Source organism: Acidovorax sp. GW823-FHT05D11, from assembly GCF_058795695.1.
In genome coordinates, this window is the sequence record NZ_CM179502.1 from 2,109,316 (window position 1) to 2,130,159 (window position 20,844).

Sequence of the window (20,844 nt, forward strand, 5' to 3'; positions counted from 1 at the left end):
CATGAACAGGACCGATGTACTGATTGCCATTGCCGAGGTGGCGCGCACGGGAGGCGCTTCGAGCCCCGAGGACTCCATTTCGCAGCTGGCCATGGTCATCGACGGCCTGGAGCTGTCCAGCAGTGGTTCGGAGATGGCGATGGAGATGCTGCTCAAAAGCGCCGCCTGCCTGTGGAACCTGCAGCAGGAGCGGCTGCGCCTGTGAAGCACCGGGAGGCGGGCGCTGCCCCGGTGCGCCTTCTCAGCGCGGGGCCGGTGGCGGCTCTTGCGGGGCGGCCACGTCGAGGGACGCGATCTGGTTGCGCCCCTGGTGCTTGGCCAGGTACAGCGCCTGGTCGGTACGGTCCAGCATGTCGCGCAGGCTGCGGTCGCTTTGCCGGAAGGCGCCCAGCCCCAGGCTGGCGGTGATGCCATAGCCGTGGCCCGCCTCGTCGGCCAGGCGCAGCGCGCGGATGCTCTGGAGAATGCGCATGGCCACTTCCATGCCCTCGGCCAGCGCGGTCAGCGGCAGCAGCACGCCAAACTCCTCGCCCCCCAGCCGGCCCACCGTGTCGCTGGCGCGCAGCTGGCTCTTGACGGCCTGGGCAAACGCCACCAGCGCGCGGTCGCCCTCCAGGTGGCCAAAGCGGTCGTTGATGGACTTGAAGTGGTCCAGGTCCAGCATGAGCAGCGCGAGCGGCTCGCCGTTGCTGCGCGAGCGCGCGTACACCGATTCGGCGCATTCCAGGAACGCGCGGCGGTTGGCCATCCCCGTCAGCATGTCGGTGGTGGCCAGGCGCTGCAGCTCGCGCTCCAGGTTCTTGCGCTGCGTCACGTCGCGGTAGATGCCCTCCACGCCCGCGAAGTTGCCCGCATGGTCGTACAGCGCGTGGCTGCTGATGGAGATGTCGATCACCTGCCCGTCGCGCCGCACCATCTGGCCGGGAAAGTCCGACACCTCGCCTTTTTCCACGATGGCGGCCTTGAACGCGTCGCGGTCGGAGCTGTGCGGGTAGTACGACTCGGCGGTGCGGCCCTCGATCTCGTGGGGCTCATAGCCCAGCACGCGCCGCACGCCCGGGCCCACGTGCTGCACGACACCCTTGGCGTCCGTGCGGTAGTACACGTCCTGCATGTTCTCGAACAGGCGGCGGAAGTTCTGTTCGCTTTCGCGCAGCTGGTCCTCGATCTCGCTCTGGTGCGTCATGTCCAGGCCGCACATCAGCACGGCGGGGGCGCCCTGCCACTCCACCGCCACGCTGCTGATCAGCACCATGCGCAGGTTGCCCCGCAGCGTGCGGATGCGGAACTCCGACGGCTTGTTGGGCCGTCCTCCCTGCCCGGGCACGGTGACCTGCTGGACACGGTGGTTGGAGCGCACGCGGTCCATGGGATGCACGAAGTCGTCCGAGGGCCTGCCGATGAGGCTGTCCGGGCCCGGTGCCTCCAGGAGATCCAGGCCGGCGGCGTTGGCAAAGCGGATGATGCCCCCCTGGGCGACCAGTACAGCCGCTGGCAGCAGTTGCAGCAGACGGAGGTCGTTGAACATCGGCGTGACGTAACAAAAGGTAATGCCCCATTGTGGCACCGGGGTGGGCCGGTGGGAATCGATGTTTGTCACAGGCGGTACCATCGCCCATGAGAAAAACTTTCCAACTCCACGTTGAAGGCAAGAACCGCGACCGCGTTCTGGATGCCGTCAAGCACGAAATCCGCAAGTACATCAAGCGCGAACGGCGCCGCGAGCTGCCCGAAGGCGCTGACTTCTGGGACTTTGACTGCCAGTTCGGCCGGACCAGGGAAGACGCCGCCGCGGCGCACCTGTCGGCCTTGACCGGGCTCATCAACGAAGTGGCGGCAGAAGGCGGCCCGCAGTTCCATGTGGAGATCGTCGCCAGGCCCGGCAAGCGCACGCCCCGGCCCGCGGGCGAGCCCGGGGCCCCGTCCGGCCAGGACGGCGGCGGCATGGACGAGGCCGGCGAAGGGGCTTGACCCCGGGCCGTGGCGAGCGGGCGGCCAGGAGCCCCCGCGGGTGTTCGACAGGCTCCTTCTAGGAGCCTTTTTTGTCTGCGGCCGCCGCAGCGCGCAGCTTGTCCTTCTTGCTGGGCCGCTTTCCCTTGATGCCGCCGGTGCCCTGGGGGTCGGCGGCCGAGGCCGGCGCGGGGGCCTCGGTGGGCTCAAAGCCCGCAATCTGCTCGCGCGGCAGGCTCAGGTGCTGGCGTTTTTCGATGAGCCGGAAGTGCGCTTCGGCATCGGCCGTCACGAAGCTCACGGCCACACCGCTCTCGCCCGCGCGGCCCGTGCGGCCGATGCGGTGCACATAGTCCACGGCCGAGCGGGGCAGGTCGTAGTTCACCACGGCCGGCAGCTGCGCGATGTCGATGCCGCGCGCGGCCAGGTCGGTGGTCACCACCACCTGCCAGCGTTCGTCTTTGAACTCCTGCAGCACCTGCTTGCGCGCGCCCTGGCTCAGGCCGCCGTGAAAGGGACTGGCGAAAATGCCGGCCTTGTACAGCTTTTCGGCCACATGCTCGGCCGCGTACTGCGTGGCCACGAACACCAGCACGCGCGGCCAGCCGTGCTCCTTGACCAGGTGCCGCAGCAGCTGGGTGCGGCGGGCGGCATCCACCGCGATGGCGCGCTGCTCGATGGCGGGCTCGTTGCCCGGGGTGTGGGGCACCTCCACGCGCACCGGGTTTTTCAGCAGGCCGTCGGCCAGCGCCTGCACGGCGGCGGGAAAGGTGGCTGAAAAGAACAGGTTCTGCCGCTGGGCGGGCAGCAGGGCCAGCACGCGCGCCAGCTCTTCGGCGAAGCCCAGGTCCAGCAGGCGGTCGGCCTCGTCGAGCACCAGGTGCGCCACGGCGGACAGCCGCAGCGCGTTGTGCTCCACCAGGTCCAGCAGGCGGCCCGGCGTGGCCACCACGATGTCGGCGCCGCCGCGCAGCCCCAGCATCTGCGGGTTGATCGACACGCCGCCGAACACGATGGCGATCTTCAGCGGCTGCTGCAGGTGCTGGGCCAGGCTGCGCAGCACCTCGCCCACCTGGGCGGCCAGCTCGCGCGTGGGCACCAGCACCAGGGCGCGCACCCTGCGCGGGCCGCCGGTGGCGCCCAGTTGCAGCTGCTGCAGCAGGGGCAGGGCGAAAGCGGCCGTCTTGCCCGAACCCGTCTGCGCGGCGCCCAGCAGGTCAGCGCCTTGCAGGGCGGCTGGAATGGCGCCCGCCTGGATGGGCGTGGGCGCCACGAAACCCGCCTTTTCGGCAGCGTGGACAAGGGCAGGGGACAGACCGAGGGAGGCAAAGGGCATGGAGGCAGCGCTGGAGCGGCGTTGAAAGCGGACGCACGACAGCGCGAACGGGGAAAGATGGGGGATTGTCGCCGCAGTTGCCCTCGGGGCCCGTGCGCCGCCTCGGCGCGCTGGCGTGCCGGGCCTTGCGGCGGGCCCCGTGGGCGGCCACCGCCCTGATAATCAGGCACCGGCGGTTCGCCGGTTTTTCCCTTGTCTTTCCCCGCACCATGGCCCTTACCCTTGATTCCTCCGCCATCACCCACGGCATCCAGCTGGCGGTGGCGCCCGTGTTTTTGCTCACGGCCGTGTCCGGCATGATCGGCGCCGTCGCGGGCCGGCTGGCCCGCATCATCGACCGGGCCCGCGTGGTGGAAGACCGCGCCCGTGCCAACACCGAGCCCGAGTTTCTGGCCCGCGCCTACAGCGAGCTGGCAGATCTGCGGCTGCGCGGGCGGCTGGCCAACGGGTGCATCGGGCTGCTCACGTTCTGCGCGTTCCTGATCGGCACCACCATCATCCTGCTGTTCCTGGGCGAGACCACCAACTTTCAGTCCAACCGGCTGGCGGTGGCGGGCTTCCTGGCGGGAGTCGCGTCGTTCTTGCTGGCGCTGGTGTGTTTCCTGACCGAGACGCTGCTGGCCACGCGGTTGCTCAACTTCCACATGCTGCAGCAAGAGGTGGAAGGTAAAAAGCCATGAAGTCGTTTGCCGACCTGGGCGGCCTGGTGTATTCCACCGACTCCGGCCGCATGTGCCCGGGCTGCCGCCAGCCCGTGGCGCAGTGCACCTGCCAGCAGAACAAACCCTTGCCCACGGGGGACGGCATCGTGCGCGTGTCGCGCGAAACCAAGGGGCGCGGCGGCAAGGCCGTGACGCTGGTCAAGGGCGTGCTCGTGGACGGTGCCGCGCTGGAGCAGCTGGGCAAGCAGCTCAAGGCCGCCTGCGGCAGCGGCGGGACGGTGAAGGACGGTGTGATCGAAGTGCAGGGTGACCATGTGGAGCGCGTGATGGTCGCCCTCCAGAAGCTGGGCCACAAGGTCAAGCGCGCGGGAGGCTGAGGCCCCCTGAAACGAAAAGAAGGCACCGCACCACGATGGATCCCGAAAAACTGCAGCGCCTGGCCACCCTGGAGATGCCCTATGGCAAGTACAAGGGAACGGTGCTGGCCGATCTGCCGGGCAACTACCTGAATGGTTCGCGCGCGAGGGTTTCCCCAAAGGCGAGCTGGGGCAGCTGCTGGCGCTGATGCACGAGATCGACCACAACGGTTTGTCACACCTGCTCAAACCGTTGCGTGGGGCGCGCGAACTGAACACTTGATCGCTGGTCGCGCGGGGCGCACGCCAGCCTGCTGCGCGATCAGCATGGGCCCAGGAATTGGCGAGGGCATGCGAAGACCTGCCGAGCCCGTGCCGGTCCTTGCACCGACCACAGGCCTCACCCCGGAAGTGGTTCTGTGCGCCCCTCAGCCCTTGTGCTGGCCTGTGCTGCTGTGCAAGCTGGCGTAGTTGATCGCAATGAGTTGCGCGATAGCGAGAATATCGGCGCGCGAGTGGTCGGCTCCGGGGAACAGATCTTTCGCCAGGCTCTGGGCTTCTATCACTTGTTTCGAGGCGAGTTCGCTGGCTCGATAGAGCCCTCGTGCAAGGACGATGTCTGCGTTCTGGGTCATGTTGTTCTCCTGATTTTTCTGAGAGCCTCAGTATGAACTCCCACCCGTTCTATGGGCTTGGGGGAATGCCATTGGCGCCTCCGGTGGGGGGTATCGCCGGGCTGGCGCATAGAGATCAAAACAACCGGCTGGCGGACACAGGGAGCCACCAGTGGCACGGCGGCGGCCAGCTTCACGCCATTGAGCCTTCGGGTCTCCTGGGGAGTCTGCGTGCCGCCATAATTGCCTTCGATACCAACTCACCACTCCGAGGGAATGCACATGAAGGGCAATATTGCGGCGATCGTCCTGGTCGTGCTGGGCGTGTTTTTTCTGCTGACCAATCTGGGGCTGATCAGCATCAGCCTGCGCGAGTTGCTGCGGGTATGGTGGCCGGTCGCGCTGATCGCGGTGGGCGTGGCCCTGTTCTTTACGCCCGGTACCAAGGGCAAGTAAGGCCGGGTTCGCGGGGCACCCGCAACACGGACCATCGCCCCGCGCGCGGGGTCAGCCGCCGGCCCGCCGTGGGCCGTGCCCGTCGTCTTCGCGCGGCGGCACAAAGGCCGGGTCGCTGCCGAAATAGCCCCGGAACAGGTTGCGCGCGATGCCATGCGCCGCCACCTGCAGGCTGTCCGCCACCTCGGGCGTGAACAGGCGCTCGGTGTGGTGCTGCCACAGCCTTACCCAGGCGGCGAAGTGGGCTGGCGTGACGCCGTCCAGCGCCATGTGCTTGCCGAAGACATCGCCGCGGAAGCTGCGCGTGCCCAGCGCCACCGTGCTCCAGAAATCGACAAGCCGCTGCAGGTGGTTCTCCCACTGGCCGTGCAGTGCCTTGTCGAAAACGGGCCCCAGGAGCGGGTCGGCCCGCACATCGGCGTAAAAGCCATGCACCAGTTGCGTGATGCTCTGCACGCTGGGTGCCGAGGCCTTCCCGGGGGGCGTGGCCGCCGGATCGCTCATGGCCGTGCGGCTCCCGCTCAGCTGCACCCGCAGCCCGACGAACCGCAACCCTGCGAGGGGGCCGCCGCACCTGCCTCGAACGGCGGGAACAGCACGTTGTTTTCGAGGTGGATGTGGTTGACGAGGTCGTCACCCAGCTGGGCGATGCCCGCATACAGGGCGCGCCAGGTGTTGCAGGCGCCCTGGGGGGGCGTGGCGTCGTTGGTCAGGGCGTTGAGCTTGTCCAGCGCGGCGCCATGGTCCACGTGCTCGGCACGCATCATGCCGATGGGCTGGCCCACGAAGGGGTTGCCCCCGGCCTTGAGCATCGGAAACAGCACCTGTTCTTCCTTGGCCATGTGCGAAAGCAGTTCACCGTGCATGTCTTCCAGCAGGTCGGCCAGCCCGGCAGGCACCATGGGGTTGTCGCGGTGCACGGCTTCCACGCGGCGGGCCATGCGGATCAGTTCGGGCAACTGGGCGCGGTGCACCTCATGGTAGCGCGCCAGGATGTGGTCGATGAGCGCGCCGGGCGAGGCGGCTTCGGGCAAGGCGTCGCTGCGCTGCAGGGCCGCCAGTTCCGCCAGGACGGCATGGGCGTCCAGCCCCTTCTCGGCGGCGGCATGGGCCAGGCTGACCTGCCCGCCGCAGCAGAAGTCGAGCTTGAGCCGCCGGAACACCGCCGTGGCGCCGGGCAGCTGCACGGCAATCTGGCCGATCTGCTGATCCGCGCCGAGGGGCGCGTGTGCGGGGTGGGCGGTTTGCAGGTGATCAACGCGGGCGTTCATGGCGATCCTTTAAAGATTCATTTGATGTGAATATTTTATCCAATAAAATTCTCGGTAGATGCATCTTTTAATTGACCTGGGGCAAATCCCATGCGCCTGACCCAATGGACCGACTACACGCTGCGGGTGCTCATGTACTGCGCCGCCACCGAAGGCCGCCAGCAGCCGGTGACCATCACCGAGGTGGCGCAGGGCTACGGCATCTCGCGCAGCCACCTGATGAAGATCGTGCAGCAGCTGTCCGCCCAGGGGTTGCTGGAGACGACGCGCGGCCGGGGAGGCGGCATGCGGCTGATGCGGCCTGCGGGCACCATCAACATTGGCGCGGTGGTGCGGGCCACCGAGACGGATTTCAATCTGGTGGAGTGTTTCGACCCCGCCACCAACCAGTGCCGCCTGAGCAGCCATTGCCGCCTCAAGGGCGTGCTGTGGCAGGCCATGCAGGCCTACCTGACGGTGCTCGATGGCGTGACGCTGGAGGATCTGATGGCGCCACAGGCCGCCGCCCTGGGCTTCGGCGCCCTGCCCACCGTGGCTGTGCCTCGCAACGGGGCCGCGCGGCGGGCCGCGCCGGATGGGGATTGAATTCTGAACGAAAAAGGGCTGTGGCGCTTTACTGTCAAGCGCAAGGTGCTATTAAAAACATAGTCACTGAGGGGTTTGCACCGGCTCCCCGAACGCCTGCCGGTAGCGGGCGGGGGTCAGGCCCACATGGCGCGCGAATTCGCGCGTGAAATGCGGCTGGTCCGCGAAGCCGCAGGCAAAACCGATCTCCGCCAGGCCGTGGCGCTCCTGCAGCAGCCACTGCGCGGCGGCGCGGGCCCGGGCCTCCGCCACGATGCTGCGGCAGCTCAGGCCGGTGCCTGACAAGGCCCGTTGCAGGCTGCGGCGCGCGAGCCCCGCCTGGCGCGCCAGCGCATCCACGGTGTGCGGGGCGGCGGGGTCTTGCAGCACATGGCGGGCAAGCGCATGCGCGAGGGGCGGCCAGGGCAGGGGGTCGCACAGGCCGGTTGCGGCACTCGGCGGTGGTGCCTCGGGGGCGCGTGCGCCGCTGGCTTGCCAGTGCAGCACCCACTGGTCCACCTTGCCGTGCGCCATGAGTTGCGCGAGCCGTCCGTCCAGGTCCCCGTCCAGTCCCCCTCCCCGCCGGTCATCGGCATCCCATCGCAGGCGGGACGCAGCCATCTCCACCCCCAGTGCGCGCACGCCCAGGGCCTTTCCGGCGCCCAGCAGCACACCCAGCACGGCGAGGCTTTCGGTGGGCAGGGGCGGCTGGGCCACGCCAGCGCGTGCATGATGGCGCAGTTGCAGGCGCCCTGGGCCCAGGGCCTGCACGCTGACCTGATGGCGGGAGTGGACGTAGCGCTCCAGGCGCTGCCAGCGGGCGAGCAGGGCGGCCATGTCGGCGGCGCCCATCAGGGCCCGGTGCACGGGGTCGCCTTGCAGCAGGTCCACCCGCTGGGCCAGCCGCAGCAGCATCGCGGGCCCGCCCTGCCGCAGGATGGCTTCCACCACCGCGCGCTTGCAGGCCAGGGGCACGCGGCTGCCCTGGGGACCGCCGTGCAGGCCATGGGGCGCGGGCGGCGGCGCCAGGCCGTGCGCGTGCATGGCGCGCACCAGCAGGCGGACCATGGCGGCGCTGGCGAAGTCTTGCATGGGGCCGGATTGTGCCCGCGCGGCCTAGCGCGGGGCCAGCGCGTGTTGCACGTCCGCGCGGCGCACGGGCAGGCGGGTGAACCGCACGCCGGTGGCGTCGCGCAGCGCGTTGGCGATGGCCCCCGCCCCCGCGACCATGGCGGTCTCGCCGGCGCCCGTCGGGGGCTCGCGGCTGTCCACCAGGTGCACGTGCAGCGGCGGCACGTCGCCCATGCGCGGCAGCGGGTAGTCGGCGAAGGTGGCCGCCGCCACGCCCGAACGCGCCACGGGGACTTGCTCCAGCAGCACCATGCCCAGGCACCAGACGAGGTTGCCCTCGGTCTGGGCGCGCACGCCATCGGGCTGCAGGACGAGGCCGCAGTCGTGGGCGCACCAGATCGCGGTCACGCGCACCTCGCCCGTGCCCCGGTGCACCTCCACATCGGCCACGGCGGCGGCGTAGCTCACGCCCTTGTAGATACCGCCCGCGATGCCGCGGCCGCGCAGCGTGGTGGCGTCGCTGCGGGGGCGTTCGCCCCAGCGCGCGTGGCTGGCGGCTTGCGCCAGCACGGCGCCAAGGCGCGTGTCCGAGGTGTGGCGCAGGCGCCAGTCCAGCGGGTCGGCCCCCGCGAGGCGCGCGCATTCGTCCATGGCGCTTTCCACGGCCAGGGTGTTGGGCCCCGCGCCCAGGCCGCGCCAGGGGCCCGTGTGCACGGGCAGCCGGGCGGCGGTGAATTCGATGCGCTGCCGGGGCACGCCATACGGCAACTGCGCGCCGCGCGCCACGCCGCTGTCGCCCGCCAGGTCGGCCAGGCGTTGCATCCACACCGGCATGGCGGCGGGCGTGAACAGGATGTGGCTGCTGGCGAAGGCATGCCACCAGTGGGTCAGGCGCCCCTGGTGCACGCGGGCGCGGATGCGGTGGCTCGACGGCGGGCGCTGGAAGCCCTGGGCAAATTCCTGCGCGCGGCTCCATTGCACCTTGACCGGCGCGCCCGCCGCCTGGGCGAGCACGGCGGCTTCCAGCTCCACCGTGCACAGCGTGCGCCCGCCAAAGCCGCCACCCACGCGGCAGGCCTGCACCGCGATGCGCCCCGCCTCCAGGCCGAGCTGGCGGGCGAGCACGTCGCGGATGTAGAACATGTCCTGCGTCCCGGCCCAGACGCGCAGCGCGGGGCCTTCGCCTTCCTGCGGCATCCACTGCGCGGTGGCGCTGCGGGGCTCGATGGGAGCGTGGGCGGCCAGCGGGATGTCCATGCGCAGGTCCAGCGTCCACAGGGTGTCCCCGGGCACGTCGTCCTGGCGCACGGCATGCTGCAGGCGGCCACGGCGCAGGTGCTGGTCGATGTCGATGCGCTCGTCGATGGCCGGCTGCCCGAAGGCGCCATCCACCTCCCACTGCACGGCCAGCGCGGCCTCGATGCGGTCGAGCGCGGCGGGCGTGCGCGCCACGATGCCCAGGCCCCGGCTGCCCATCTGCCGCAGGCGGGGGCTTTGCAGCACGGCCACGCAGGCGGGGTCGGCGCGCGCGGCGGCCTCGTCGAAGGACCGGGGGTGCGAGGTCAGCTCGGCCGACGCCGGTGCGCGCAGCACGCGTCCGTACAGCAGCCCGGGCAGGCGCGTGTCGCCCGCGAACAGGGGCTGGCCCGTGACGATGGCGTGCAGCTGGCCGGGGGCCGGGGCGGCGGGCGGCCGGGCGCCTGCGCGCGGCTGCAGGCTGCGCAGGGCGCTGGCAGGGATGGCGCGCGCGCCGAGCGTGCCCGTGGTCCGCCCCTGGGCCAGCGCCTCGCGCAGGGTGGCGCAGGCGCGTGCCAGCGGCAGGGCGAAGTCCTGCACGCTGGCGCTGCCCACGGTGGCGCGCATGCGGGCGATGTCGGTGGTGGCAGGCAGCCGCAGGTGCACCTGCGCGGGCGGCACGCCCAGCTCCTGGGCCGCCAGGCCTTGCAGCGCGGCGCTGATCTGCTGGCCCATCTCGGTGCTGGGCAGCCACAGCGTGTAGCGGCCGCCTTCGTGGCGTATCCAGCCCAGGGCGTCATCGGCGGTGGAGGTGGGGCGCTGGGGGATCACCGGCACCAGTGAGCAGCCCGCCAGCGTGACCGTGAGCGCCCCGGCGCCAGCGGTGGCCAGAAACTGGCGGCGCTTCATGGCGCGGTGCCCTGGGCGGCCTGGTGGATGGCCGCCCGCACCCGGTGCTGGGTGCCGCAGCGGCACAGGTGGGCCGACATGGCGGCGTCGATCTGCGCATCGGTGGGCCGGGGCGTGGCGCGCAGCAGCGCCACCGCGCCCATGATCTGGCCGCTCTGGCAGTAGCCGCACTGGGGCACGCGCAGGTCCAGCCAGGCCTGTTGCACGGGGTGCAGCGTGCCGTCGCCCGCAGCCAGCCCTTCGACGGTGGTGACGGCGTGCCCCTGCAGCCCGCGTGCGCTGTGCAGGCAGGCGCGCTGAGCTACCCCGTCAATGAGCACCGTGCAGGCGCCACATTGGCCCACGCCGCAGCCAAAGCGGGTGCCGACCAGGCCCAGCGGCTCGCGCAGCAGCCAGAGTAGGGGTTCGTCCTCCCAGCCGGGCGGCACGGGCTGGTGTTGCTGGTTCAGGGTGATGTGCATGCGGGCCTCCGGTGGTGGTATGGAGGCCAGTGTGCAAAGGCAGGGGCGGCAGGTCTTGAAGATCTGCGCCAGACGGACCGGTGCGGCAAGGGGCTCGCCACGCCAGGGATATGAATGAAAATGGCCGCTGGCGCTTATTCTTCAAGCGCTGGTAGCTATTATTTCGGGAGCATTGCATTCCACTGCGGCATGGTCTGCGCCCACCACAGGCGCAGGCGCATCGCCCATTGCGGCGTATAGCCCGAGGTGGCGAACCGCACCTGGCCCTGGGCGTCGATGACCACCAGCGCGGGCACGGCGCGCACGCCCCAGCTGCGCGAGAACGTGCCCTGCGGGTCCACCGCCGTGGGCCAGGCCATGCCGCGCTGGCGCTGCACCTGCGCGACCCGCTCGGCATTGCCCGATTGCATGGCCACGCCCAGCAGGGGCCAGTCGGTGGACAGGCTGGCGATGCCGGGCTCTTCCAGCTTGCAGACCGCACACCATTCGGCCCAGAAATGCACGGCCACGGCCTGGCCGGGGTGCTGCGCGCGCCATTGCGCCAGGGTGGTGCCGGCGGGCGGGGTGGTGGTGGCGCCGGTGGGGGTGGATGCCATCACCAGCAATGCATCGGGCGCGGGCCCCCGGGGCAGATCGCGCGTGCGCCAGGTGTCCACCGCCACGACGGCGATCCACGCCAGCGCGAGGGTGGCCAGGTGCTGCTTCCAGCCAGTGCGCAGTGAGAACCATGCGCGGGCGAAGAAGGACCGGAGCATGGCGGGGCGATGCGCGGGCGAAGGACTTTGGATCAGCGCAGCACTTCCAGCAGGCGGTCCAGCCCGCCCTGGTTGATGGCCACCTTGGCCTGCGCACGCACGGCGGGCTTGGCGTGGTAGGCCACCGACAGGCCCGCGGCATCCATCATGGGCAGGTCGTTGGCGCCGTCGCCCACGGCGATGGCCTGGGATGGCGCAATGCCCATGAGCGAGGCCACTTCCAGCAGCGTGCGGCGCTTTTCCGCGCCGTCGCAGATGTCGCCCCAGGCCTGGTCCACCATGCGGCCGGTGAGCTGGCCGTTGTCCACCTCCAGCATGTTGGAGCGGGCGAAGTCGATGCCCAGCCCGGCCTTCACACGGTCGGCAAAGAAGGTGAAGCCGCCCGAGACCAGCAGCGTGGTCAGGCCCGCGGCCTTGGCGGCGGTGATCAACTCCTGGGCGCCGGGGTTGAAGCGCAGGCGCTCGCTGAACACCTGCTCCATGTGCTGCACCGTCACGCCTTTGAGCAGGGCCACGCGCTGGCGCAGGCTTTCCTTGTAGTCGGTGATGATGCCCTGCATGGCGGCTTCGGTGATGGCGGCCACCTCGGCCTTGCGGCCGGCGGCATCGGCGATCTCGTCCACGCACTCGATGTTGATGAGGGTGGAGTCCATGTCGAACGCGATGAGTTTGTAGGCGGACAGGGACAACGGGGGTTCGATGCCCTGGACAACAAGGCCGGGGGCGAATTCGGTGGCGTTTTTCATGGCGGGGCGCTCTTGGCAAATGCGGAGATCGGAACCCGCAATGGTATCGCCCGCGCCCCGGGGCTCGGGCGGAGGCGCGCAGGGCCGCATCGGCCCGGCGCCTGCTGGCGATGCCGGCGTGGAAAAACGGCAACGGTCCCCGCACAGCGGGCCGGAGCGCGCACGGCCGGGCGCATATGATTCCCGCACAACATGCAACGGAGGGAGGCAGGCGATGGCGATGCACAGGGGACGCAGGGCGGCTGGGCAGGCCGGCGCCGCACCGATCAACCGCAGGCAGGCCACGGCCGTGCTGCTGGCCGGTGCCGCCGCACCCTTCGCGGTGGCGGCCGCGCAAGATGCCGCGGCGCCCGCACCACAGGCCGCCCCCGCCGTGGCCCCATGGCCGGGCGACGACTGGGCCGAAAGCACGCCCGAGGCCCAGGGCATGGACTCCGCGGCGCTGGCCAGGCTCATCGGCTACGGCGCCGCGCAGGGCATGGACAGCCTGCTCGTCACGCGCCACGGCACCCTCGTGGCCGAAGCCTTCTACGCCCCCTACCGCGAGGGGCTCCAGCACGCCGTCAACTCCACCACCAAGGGCATCGTCGCCACGCTCACCGGCATGGCCATCCAGGACGGGCTGATCGCCTCGCGCGACGTGCCCGTGCTCGACTTCTTCGAAGGCCGCCAGGTCGCCAGCGCCGATGCCGCCAAGAAGGCCATGACCCTGGGCCACCTGCTGGACATGACCTCGGGCCTGCACTGGATCGAGCCGCTGAGCGACGCCGTGCCCGAGACCATGCTGCAGCTGGCCCGCGCGCGCGACTGGCAGGGCTTCGTGCTTGACCGGCCCATGGCCCAGGCGCCTGGCACGGGCTTCAACTACAACAGCGGCAACACCCACCTGCTCTCGGCCATCCTCGCGCACAAGACCGGCGGCAGCACCCTGGCCTATGCGCAAAAGCGCCTGTTCGGCCCCCTGGGCATCACCGACGTGCGCTGGCGCAAGGACCCGCAGGGCATCGAAATGGGCGGCTGGGGCCTGTACCTGCACCCGCGCGACATGGCGCGCATCGGGTACCTCTACCTGCGCCGGGGCCAGTGGAACGGCCGCCAGCTGCTGCCCGCCGCCTGGGTGGAGCAGGTCTTCAATCCGGTGGTGGACATGGGTTTCGGCAGCGCCGCGCCTGCCTTCAGGTACGCCAACGGCTGGTGGAGCATCCCGTCCAGGCGCGCCTACTTCACGGCCGGCTTCAACCGCCAGCTCATCGTGGTGCTGCCCGACCTGGACGTGGTCGTGGCGGTCACGGGCCGGCGCAACTACCCGCTGCCTCCGTTCCTCGACCAGATCATTGCGGCGGCCCGCTCGCACGAGCCGCTGCCCGCCGACAGCGCCGCGCAGGAGCAGCTGGCCGCGCGCATCCGCGACGCCGGGGTGGAAAAGCCCAGCACCAGCCCGGCCACCACCCCCGAGCTGGCCGCCACCGTCTCGCGCAAGGCCTGGGTGCTGGAGCGCAACCCCCTGGGCATCCAGCGCCTGGTGCTGGACCTGACCCCCGCCAACCCGCGCTATGAAGTCACGTTCGATCCCGGCCGCCCGGAGCTGCCGCGCGAGCCCGTGGCCGGCCCCCTGGGCCTGGACGGCCTGTACCGCACCGCCCCGCAGGGCCCCGACAGGGTCATCGCCATCAAGGGCCACTGGCTCGATGCGCAGAGCTTCCAGCTCATCTCGCGCTCGGTGGCCGATGGGGAGGTCACCGTCATCACGCTGACATTCGAGGATGGCGGGAAGGCGGTGAACGTGGGGCTGGAGAACAACTGGGGGGTCAGGGGACAGGTGCGGGGGCGGGCTGCCGGGTAGGGGCGGCATGTGCGAGTTCCCTGGGTAAATTTCCACTGCAGCCTTGGCCCGGTTTGGGACATGATGGACGCACACCCGTGCCAAGACGCCTGAACAGCCATTTCGACCAGAAGCCCATGACCCTCGCCCAGTCCGCAGCACCAGCGCCATCCAGCTCCCTGGGCCGCCTGCGCGGCCTCCAATCCATCGCCCGTGAAATGTCCGACTCCCCGGTCGAGATCCGCGGCCAGATTCCCCCATGGCTCATCGGCGGCAGCCTGCTGCTCAACGGCCCGGCGCTGTGGGACCTGCCGCACGGCAGCTACGAACACTGGTTCGATGGCCTGGCCATGCTGCACCGGGTGCGGCTGGCCCCGGGGGACATGGGCGGGGCCAGTGCCACCTACCGCAGCCGCTACCTGCAGACCGACGACCTGCGCGAAAGCCTGGCGGCGCGCAAGCCGGCGCGTGCGGCCTTTGGCACGCCGGACCCGGCGGGCTTCTTCACGCGCTTGCGCCACCTGCGCCACCCCAAGGTGACGGACAACGGGGCGGTGGTGATGGCGCGCATCGGCTCGCAATGGGTGGCGCAGACCGAGACGCCGCTGCTCACCAGCTTCGATCCCGACACGCTGGCCACCACGGGGCGCATCGTGTACGACGATGCCGAGGTGATCCACGTGATGTCGGCCCATGGCATAACGGACGCGCAGGGCGCCTACTGGAACGTGGGGCTGGAGGTGGGCCCCCAGTGCACCTACAAGCTGTTCAAGATCGTCCAGGGCAGCCGGCGGCGCGAGGTGCTGGCGCGCTGGTCCGTGCGCCAGGCCGGCTACCTGCATGCGTTTGCGATGACGCCCACCCATGCCATCGTGTGGCAGCCGGCCATGCGGCTCAACGCGATCAAGCTGGCGCTGTCGGGCAGGGGTTTCATCGACAGCTTTGCGTGGAACCAGTCCCTGGGCTCGCGCATCGACGCCATCTCGCTCATCGACGGCAGCGTGCGCAGCTGGGCCGTGCCGGCGATGACCGGTTTTCATGCCGTGCAGGCCTGGGACGAGCCCAGCCCCGACGGCCGTGGCGCACCCGTGCTGGTGCTGGACCTGTGCACCACCGATGGCCCCGAGATCTTCAGCGCCCTGCGTCTGGAGCGCCTGCGCGCCGGGGTGCCGGTGGGCGTGCAGCACCGCGTGCAGCGCTACCGGCTGGAGCCCGGCCGCAGCGATGCGCAGCCCCGGACGCTGGTGGAAGGCGCCAGCGTGGAGCTGCCCGCCGTGCATGGCGCCTACTGGGGCCGGAAGCAGTCCCGCCACGCCTGGTTCGCGGGCTTCGACCCCGAAGGCAAGGCGCCCATCTTCGACCGTACCGTGAAGCTGGACCTGGACGGCGGCCGCATCGCCGGCATCTGGCAGCGCGAGGCCGCCGTGCAGATGGAACCCCTGTTCGTGGACCGCCCCGGCTCCAGCGCCGAGGACGACGGCGTGCTGCTGGTGCCCACGCTGGCCGAGGACGACACCGGCACGGTGATCGGCGTGGTCGACCCGGCCAGCATGCACTGCCTGGCCACGCTGCACCTGCCGCAGGTGGTGCCGTTCGGCTTCCATGCGGCGTGGAAGCGGGCCTGAGATGAGCGTCTTCACCTGCACCGCAACCGCACCGCGCCGGTAGCAGCGGTGCGCCCGGCGGTTTGTGCCTTGCCCTGGGCCCGCCTTGCCGAGCCAGGTGGCTGGCGCTAGAACAGGTCCTGCTGGGCCGAGGTCAGGTGGGAGAAACTCTCGCCCAGCGGCTGCAGGATGGCGTCCGCGATCGGCTGGATCTGCTTGGTGAGGTAGTGCCCGTAGTCGATGGGGGAACGGCGCGCCTCCAGCGGCTCCGGCCCGTTGCGGGTCATGACGTAGCGGATCCAGCCGCCGCTCTGGTACTGCTGGGGCCGGCCCCTGCGGGCGTTGTATTCGTCGGCCATGCGGGCGGCACGCACCTGTGGCGGGACGTTGGCCACGTAGGCGTCCAGGCGGTGGCGCAGGCGCTTGCGGTAGACGAGCAGGTCGTCCTTGCCGCCGGCCAGGGTGGCCTGCGCGTAGCCGGCCACGAAGTCCCGGTAGGGCATGCCCTGGAACACGCGCGAGAGCAGCCCTTCCTGGAACTGCCGGGCCAGGGGCGTCCAGTCGCTGCGGGCCATCTCCAGGCCGCGGTAGACCATCTCCTCCTTGCCCTCCACGTCCACGCTCAGGCCGGCGTAGCGCTTCTTGCTGCCCACGTCCGATCCGCGGATGGTGGGCATGAAGAACTTCCTGTAGTGCGTGTCGAACTCGATCTCGAGGTAGTTCTCAAGGCCCTGCTCTTCGCGCAGGGTGCGCGTCCACCAGGCGTTGATGTCCTTGACCAGCCCTGCGGCCACGGCGTGCGCCTCGGCGTTGGTGTGGGTGCGCCTGAGCCAGATGAAGATGGAGTCGGTATCGCCGTAGATGGCCTCGTAGCCGCGCTGCTCCACGAAGTCGCGGGTGGCTTTCACCATCGCATGGCCGCGCAGGGTGATCGCCGAGATCACCTGCGGGTTGAAGAAGCGGCATTCCGACGCACCGAGCACGCCGGCGAACGAGTTCATCACCAGCTTCAGCGCCTGGGACAGGGGCTCGTTCTTCGCGCGCTTGGCCTCGTCGCGCGCGCGCCAGAGGGTGGTGACGATCTCCGGCAGGCAGTGCCTGTCGCGCGAGAAGCGCGTGCCCAGCGGGCCCCGGATCAGCGGCGCCGCGTCGCTGGCGTGCAGGCCCTCCACATACCCCACCGGGTCGACGAGGAAGGTGCGGATGATCGAGGGGTACAGGCTCTTGTAGTCCAGCACCACCACGGAGTCGTAGAAGCCGGGCCGGGAGTCCATCACGTAGCCGCCGGGCGAGGACTTGCCCTGGATCTCGCCCACATTCGGGGCCACGTACCCCAGGCGGTGCATGCGCGGCAGATAGTGGTGGCTGAACGCGGCGATGGAGCCGCCGAAGTGGTCCATCTGCAGGCCGGTGGTGTGGGCCCGCTCCATCACGAACTGCAGCAGCCGGGCCTTCTCGAAGATGCGCAGCACCAGCTCGCAGTCGCGGATGTTGTAGGTGGCCAGCGCGGGCTTGTCGTGCTGGTAGCGCCGCTCGATCTCGGCCATCTTGTCGTACTCGTCCCCGATCTCCTTGCCCTCGCCGAGCAGTTGCTGCGAAACGTTTTCGAGGCTGAACGACGCAAAGCTCCACACGGCCGCACGCAGCGCCTCGATGCCGTCGATGACCACCCGCCCGGGCATGGGCGCGAAGAGGTAGCCCTGCTTGCCCGGGTGCGTGCGCCAGGCAATGGGCCGGCGCTCGCGGCCCGGCAGCAGCGGCGTGGCGCACTCGTCGGCGGTCTTTTGCAGCACATGCAGGTCGAACTGGATCACGTTCCAGCCGATGACCACGTCCGGGTCGTTGCGCTCGAACCAGTCGTTGAGCTGCTCGATCATCGCTTGGCGGGTGGGGCAGTAGACGAGCGCAAAGCCCGGGGGCTCCGTGGGCGCGGAGGGCGGCTCGCCCAGCATGTACACCACGCGCTCGGCCATGCCGTCGAGCGCGATGGAGTACAGCGCCTGGTGCTGGCTGGTCTCGATGTCCAGCGACACGACCTTCAGCGTGGGCCGGTAGTCGGGCGCGGGCAGCAGCCTGCAGTCCACGCGGGCGCCGTTTTCGGTGCGCCCGCCTTCCACCAGCACGCCAGCGGTGATGAAGCGTTCCATCAGGTAGCGCTCGTGCGGGCGCACATCGGCTTCGAGCAGGGAGATGCCCAGCTGCTGCAGCGAGCGCGCCAGGCGCCCCAGCTGCCGAAAGTGCCTGGCGTAGACCCCGATCACGGGCTCCTGCTGAAAGCTCTTGAGGTCGAGCGCGCGCAGCTCCACGTCCGGCAGGGCCAGGAGCTGCGCGTCCACCGTGCCCCGGTGCCGCGCCTCGACGAAGGCCACCGAGGTCTGGCCGGTCAGCAGCACCTTCAGCGGCCCGGCATCCGTCGCCAGCCAGTACTCGATCTCGGTGCCCGCCGGTGTGTCCCGCCAGTGGCGCGTGAGGATGAAGCCCTTCATGGGGATGGAGGCCACGGGCAGGCAGAAGGCACGCAAGGGGGTGGGAGGATCGTCGGGGTGCTGATTCTCGCCGAAGCAGCGGGCGGATGCCGTTGCCCCGCCACGCTCACCCGGTGTGGCGCTGGCGCCTTGATTCACCGGCCCGGAGTGGGGCCTTTGCCGGCGGTGCCCGGCGCTACGATGGCAGCCCCTGCAAGCACGGAGCATTCCGATGTTCAGTTTCCTGGTCGATATTGTTGTTGGCTTTTTCGAGTTCGTGGTCGATGTGCTGCTGTTCCGGTCCCAGCGCGACAGGCGCGGAAGCCGGGAGCGCGGCGTGGCCGAGGACACGCTGGCGGTGGCGCACTTCGACTTCGTGACGCTGGTGCTGATCTCGCTGGTGAGTGCGGGCCTGATGCTGCTGCTGGCCTTCGCAGTCGGTGTCCCGGTGGGCTGGAGCGTGGCCATCGGCCTGGCCGTGGGCGTGGCCTGGGGGCTGTGGCGCTATGCCCGGTTGCTGCGCGAGCCCTGACCGCCCCACCGCGCTGACCGGGTTGCCGAAGCCCGGCAGGCCCGCAGAGTGCCAGATCCATGGGAGTGGGTAGATTCTTCGGGGATGGTGCAGGCCTTTCGGGGCGGGAGGTCCGCCAGGGCGGCGGCCTACTGCGGGACCAGCCCCGCCGCCTTCACCAGCTCGGCATGGACCTTGATCTCCTGCGTGATCGCGTCCTTGAGCTGCTGGCCGGTGCCCGGCGCCACTTCCATGCCGCTGGCGGCGAGCTTGGCCTTGGTGTCAGGGTCGGCCAGGGCGGCGTGGGCGGCGCGCTGCAGCCGGTCGATGACGGGCTGGGGCGTCTTGGCCGGTGCCAGCAGGCCCACCCAGGCCGAGAGGTTCATCTCCGGCGCGCCCGCTTCGGCCATGGTGGGCGTCTGCGGCAGGGTGGCGGTGCGCTGCGAAGCCATCAGGCCCAGCGCATGCAGCTTGCCCGACTGGATGTGCGGCAGCGCCTCGGGCAGCACGGCGAACAGCATGTCCACCGTGCCGGCCAGGGCATCGTTGATGGCCGGGGCGCCGCCCTTGTAGGGCACGTGCAGCAGGTCGGTTTTGGTGCGGGTGGTGAACATCAGCCCCGCCAGGTGCTGCGGGCTGCCGTCGCCCGACGAGGCGTAGGTCAGCTTGCCCGGCGCGGCCTTGGCGGCGGCCAGCACGGCGGCCACGGTGGGGAATTTCTGCTTGTCCTTGACCACCAGCACCATGGGCTGGTTCACGAACTTGGTGACGGGCACGAAGTCGGCTTCGGGGTCGTAGGGCAGGGTCTTGAAGATGCTCTTGTTGGTGGTGAGGAAGGACGCCGGCGAGACCATCAGCGTGTAGCCATCGGGCGCGGCGCGCGAGACCAGCGGCGTGCCGATCTGCCCGGATGCGCCGGCCTTGTTGTCCACCACGAAGGGCTGGCCCAGCTCGGCCGCCATCTTCTGCGTGACCACGCGCGCGATCATGTCGGCGCTGCCGCCCGCGGGAAGCGCCACGATGACCTTGATGGGGCGGTCGGGGTAGGTGCCCTGGGCCCAGGCAGAGGCTGCGCAATACAGCGAAAGAACGGTACAGGCCAGGGCCGGGGCAAGACGTCGAAATTGCATGGAACAGCTCCCAAGGGTGGACGGACAGCACGCCAGGCGAGCCCCCGCGGGCGCGGATGGGCATCGCCTTTTCGCAGGTATACCGCGTGTTCCGTTCTCAAGCAATTCCTGCACCAGACCTCCCAGCACGCCAGGAAGAGGCCCCTCGAAGCGCACGTTTGCTCTTTTTTTGATAGCTGCTTGCGCTGAATGAAAAAGCGTTTCAGCCCTTTTTCTGATGCAGGTACAGATCGTCCGACCAGGTGGCCAGCCATTCGGGCTTGAACGCCACGAACACCGCGCACAGCATGCCGGTGACCACCGCGTCGCCCCAGGCCATCAGCCAGCGCGCCACGAGCGAGAGCTGGTCGCCCACACCGGGCAGCGTGTGGCCGCTCCATTGCGACAGGGTGCCCGCCACGAACAGGCACAGCGCAGTGCCCAGAAACCCCCGGCCCAGCACATAGACGAAGGCGCGCACGCCCGCGAGCGATCGGGCCCCCGCCAGGCGGCGCAGCGCCACGCCCAGCAGCAGCGCCAGCGTGGCGGGCACCACGCCCTGCCACACGGCGATGCCCAGCGCATCCCATCCGCCCAGGCCGGGCGAGACCCACGCAGCGATGGCGCCCACCGCCAGCAGCGTCGGCACGGCCAGCGGCCAACCCAGCATGAGCAGTACCAGGCACGCGCCCGACCACTGCAGTTGCAGCGGCATCTGGTGCAGCGTGGGCAGGGCCCAGACCCAGGGCAGCAGGACGAGCGTGGCCAGCAGCGGCGTCCACAGCGGGGCGGGGGCGCCGTGCCCTGCCTCATGCGCCAGGGGCTTTCGGCTGGCCAGCAGCCGCCAGGGTCGGGCGGCCAGCGCGGCAACCAGGGCGATCAGGGCCAGGGCGGCTTCCATTTCTAAATTGCTATTGTTTTGATAGCTTCTGGAGCTTGATGGATA

The 20,844-nt window shown here is 70.1% G+C and carries 22 protein-coding genes and 1 pseudogene; 10 read left to right on the forward strand and 13 right to left on the reverse strand.

What is annotated here, in order from left to right; all coding sequences use genetic code 11:
- The first annotated feature begins 1 nt into the window (after window position 1).
- A complete protein-coding gene (locus AC3RCE_RS09670; protein WP_218294188.1) occupies window positions 2-205 on the forward strand; it encodes a hypothetical protein in 204 nt (67 codons plus the stop codon).
- Between the two features lie 36 nt (window positions 206-241).
- On the opposite strand, the gene AC3RCE_RS09675 is transcribed toward AC3RCE_RS09670, so the two are convergent.
- Window positions 242-1,528, reverse strand: coding sequence for a sensor domain-containing diguanylate cyclase (locus tag AC3RCE_RS09675; RefSeq protein ID WP_218340829.1), 1,287 nt, complete (start codon window positions 1,526-1,528; stop codon window positions 242-244).
- An 89-nt stretch (window positions 1,529-1,617) separates the two neighbouring features.
- Between AC3RCE_RS09675 and AC3RCE_RS09680 the strand changes: the two genes are divergently transcribed.
- Entirely contained in the window at window positions 1,618-1,971 is a 354-nt protein-coding gene (locus AC3RCE_RS09680) for a DUF6172 family protein (RefSeq protein ID WP_218340830.1), read from the forward strand.
- A gap of 58 nt (window positions 1,972-2,029) precedes the next feature.
- Here AC3RCE_RS09680 and AC3RCE_RS09685 read toward each other — a convergent pair whose 3' ends face one another.
- Window positions 2,030-3,286, reverse strand: coding sequence for a DEAD/DEAH box helicase (locus tag AC3RCE_RS09685; RefSeq protein WP_218340831.1), 1,257 nt, complete (start codon window positions 3,284-3,286; stop codon window positions 2,030-2,032).
- A 209-nt stretch (window positions 3,287-3,495) separates the two neighbouring features.
- Here AC3RCE_RS09685 and AC3RCE_RS09690 point away from each other — a divergent pair, with 209 nt between their 5' ends.
- The 3 genes and pseudogenes from AC3RCE_RS09690 (at window position 3,496) to AC3RCE_RS09700 (ending at window position 4,587) form a co-directional block, all read left to right on the forward strand.
- Window positions 3,496-3,966: a DUF2721 domain-containing protein gene (locus tag AC3RCE_RS09690; protein WP_218294192.1), complete on the forward strand. Its 471-nt coding sequence runs from the start codon at window positions 3,496-3,498 to the stop codon at window positions 3,964-3,966.
- Window positions 3,963-4,325, forward strand: a complete 363-nt coding sequence (locus tag AC3RCE_RS09695; protein WP_218340832.1) for a translation initiation factor Sui1 — start codon at window positions 3,963-3,965, stop codon at window positions 4,323-4,325. The genes AC3RCE_RS09690 and AC3RCE_RS09695 overlap by 4 nt, the downstream gene beginning before the upstream one ends.
- 35 nt (window positions 4,326-4,360) lie before the next feature.
- Window positions 4,361-4,587: pseudogene (locus AC3RCE_RS09700) on the forward strand (DUF3820 family protein).
- A 145-nt stretch (window positions 4,588-4,732) separates the two neighbouring features.
- On the opposite strand, the gene AC3RCE_RS09705 reads toward AC3RCE_RS09700, so the two are convergent.
- A complete protein-coding gene (locus tag AC3RCE_RS09705) occupies window positions 4,733-4,939 on the reverse strand; it encodes a hypothetical protein (RefSeq protein WP_369642217.1) in 207 nt (68 codons plus the stop codon).
- Window positions 4,940-5,200: 261 nt separating this feature from the next.
- On the opposite strand from AC3RCE_RS09705, the gene AC3RCE_RS09710 reads away from it, so the two are divergent.
- Window positions 5,201-5,374 carry a LiaI-LiaF-like domain-containing protein gene (locus tag AC3RCE_RS09710; protein ID WP_218294196.1) on the forward strand — a complete coding sequence of 58 codons (174 nt, stop codon included), beginning with the start codon at window positions 5,201-5,203 and terminating at the stop codon, window positions 5,372-5,374.
- Between the two features lie 51 nt (window positions 5,375-5,425).
- On the opposite strand, the gene AC3RCE_RS09715 is transcribed toward AC3RCE_RS09710, so the two are convergent.
- The gene (locus AC3RCE_RS09715; RefSeq protein ID WP_218340834.1) at window positions 5,426-5,878 is read right to left on the reverse strand and encodes a group III truncated hemoglobin; all 453 of its coding nucleotides are present in this window, start codon (window positions 5,876-5,878) and stop codon (window positions 5,426-5,428) included.
- 17 nt (window positions 5,879-5,895) lie between these two features.
- A complete protein-coding gene (ytfE, locus tag AC3RCE_RS09720; RefSeq protein WP_492255019.1) occupies window positions 5,896-6,645 on the reverse strand; it encodes an iron-sulfur cluster repair protein YtfE in 750 nt (249 codons plus the stop codon).
- A 90-nt stretch (window positions 6,646-6,735) separates the two neighbouring features.
- Between ytfE and AC3RCE_RS09725 the strand changes: the two genes are divergently transcribed.
- The gene (locus tag AC3RCE_RS09725; protein ID WP_492255020.1) at window positions 6,736-7,230 is read left to right on the forward strand and encodes an RrF2 family transcriptional regulator; all 495 of its coding nucleotides are present in this window, start codon (window positions 6,736-6,738) and stop codon (window positions 7,228-7,230) included.
- Between the two features lie 63 nt (window positions 7,231-7,293).
- On the opposite strand, the gene AC3RCE_RS09730 is transcribed toward AC3RCE_RS09725, so the two are convergent.
- The 5 genes from AC3RCE_RS09730 to serB all read right to left on the reverse strand — a co-directional run bounded on the left by AC3RCE_RS09730 (window position 7,294) and on the right by serB (window position 12,387).
- Window positions 7,294-8,301 carry a helix-turn-helix transcriptional regulator gene (locus AC3RCE_RS09730; RefSeq protein WP_492255021.1) on the reverse strand — a complete coding sequence of 336 codons (1,008 nt, stop codon included), beginning with the start codon at window positions 8,299-8,301 and terminating at the stop codon, window positions 7,294-7,296.
- A gap of 24 nt (window positions 8,302-8,325) precedes the next feature.
- On the reverse strand, window positions 8,326-10,425 hold the full coding sequence (locus tag AC3RCE_RS09735) for a xanthine dehydrogenase family protein molybdopterin-binding subunit (protein ID WP_492255022.1): 2,100 nt from the start codon (window positions 10,423-10,425) through the stop codon (window positions 8,326-8,328).
- Window positions 10,422-10,886 carry a (2Fe-2S)-binding protein gene (locus AC3RCE_RS09740; RefSeq protein WP_492255023.1) on the reverse strand — a complete coding sequence of 155 codons (465 nt, stop codon included), beginning with the start codon at window positions 10,884-10,886 and terminating at the stop codon, window positions 10,422-10,424. Before AC3RCE_RS09740 ends, AC3RCE_RS09735 begins: the two co-directional genes overlap by 4 nt.
- Before the next feature lie 158 nt (window positions 10,887-11,044).
- Window positions 11,045-11,641 carry a redoxin domain-containing protein gene (locus AC3RCE_RS09745; RefSeq protein ID WP_492255024.1) on the reverse strand — a complete coding sequence of 199 codons (597 nt, stop codon included), beginning with the start codon at window positions 11,639-11,641 and terminating at the stop codon, window positions 11,045-11,047.
- A 32-nt stretch (window positions 11,642-11,673) separates the two neighbouring features.
- Window positions 11,674-12,387 carry a phosphoserine phosphatase SerB gene (gene serB / locus AC3RCE_RS09750; protein WP_218294204.1) on the reverse strand — a complete coding sequence of 238 codons (714 nt, stop codon included), beginning with the start codon at window positions 12,385-12,387 and terminating at the stop codon, window positions 11,674-11,676.
- Between the two features lie 220 nt (window positions 12,388-12,607).
- Here serB and AC3RCE_RS09755 point away from each other — a divergent pair, with 220 nt between their 5' ends.
- Window positions 12,608-14,230: a serine hydrolase domain-containing protein gene (locus AC3RCE_RS09755; RefSeq protein WP_492255025.1), complete on the forward strand. Its 1,623-nt coding sequence runs from the start codon at window positions 12,608-12,610 to the stop codon at window positions 14,228-14,230.
- A gap of 77 nt (window positions 14,231-14,307) precedes the next feature.
- On the forward strand, window positions 14,308-15,834 hold the full coding sequence (locus AC3RCE_RS09760; protein ID WP_492255026.1) for a carotenoid oxygenase family protein: 1,527 nt from the start codon (window positions 14,308-14,310) through the stop codon (window positions 15,832-15,834).
- A 107-nt stretch (window positions 15,835-15,941) separates the two neighbouring features.
- Here AC3RCE_RS09760 and AC3RCE_RS09765 read toward each other — a convergent pair whose 3' ends face one another.
- A complete protein-coding gene (locus AC3RCE_RS09765) occupies window positions 15,942-18,299 on the reverse strand; it encodes a DNA polymerase II (protein ID WP_369643889.1) in 2,358 nt (785 codons plus the stop codon).
- 211 nt (window positions 18,300-18,510) lie between these two features.
- On the opposite strand from AC3RCE_RS09765, the gene AC3RCE_RS09770 reads away from it, so the two are divergent.
- Window positions 18,511-18,810, forward strand: a complete 300-nt coding sequence (locus AC3RCE_RS09770; protein WP_369642224.1) for a hypothetical protein — start codon at window positions 18,511-18,513, stop codon at window positions 18,808-18,810.
- A 128-nt stretch (window positions 18,811-18,938) separates the two neighbouring features.
- Here the strand turns inward: AC3RCE_RS09770 and AC3RCE_RS09775 are convergent, their stop codons facing one another.
- Both AC3RCE_RS09775 and AC3RCE_RS09780 read right to left on the reverse strand, forming a co-directional pair.
- Window positions 18,939-19,919, reverse strand: coding sequence for a Bug family tripartite tricarboxylate transporter substrate binding protein (locus tag AC3RCE_RS09775; RefSeq protein ID WP_369642225.1), 981 nt, complete (start codon window positions 19,917-19,919; stop codon window positions 18,939-18,941).
- A 202-nt stretch (window positions 19,920-20,121) separates the two neighbouring features.
- A complete protein-coding gene (locus tag AC3RCE_RS09780) occupies window positions 20,122-20,799 on the reverse strand; it encodes a hypothetical protein (RefSeq protein WP_218294208.1) in 678 nt (225 codons plus the stop codon).
- Window positions 20,800-20,844: the final 45 nt, after the last annotated feature.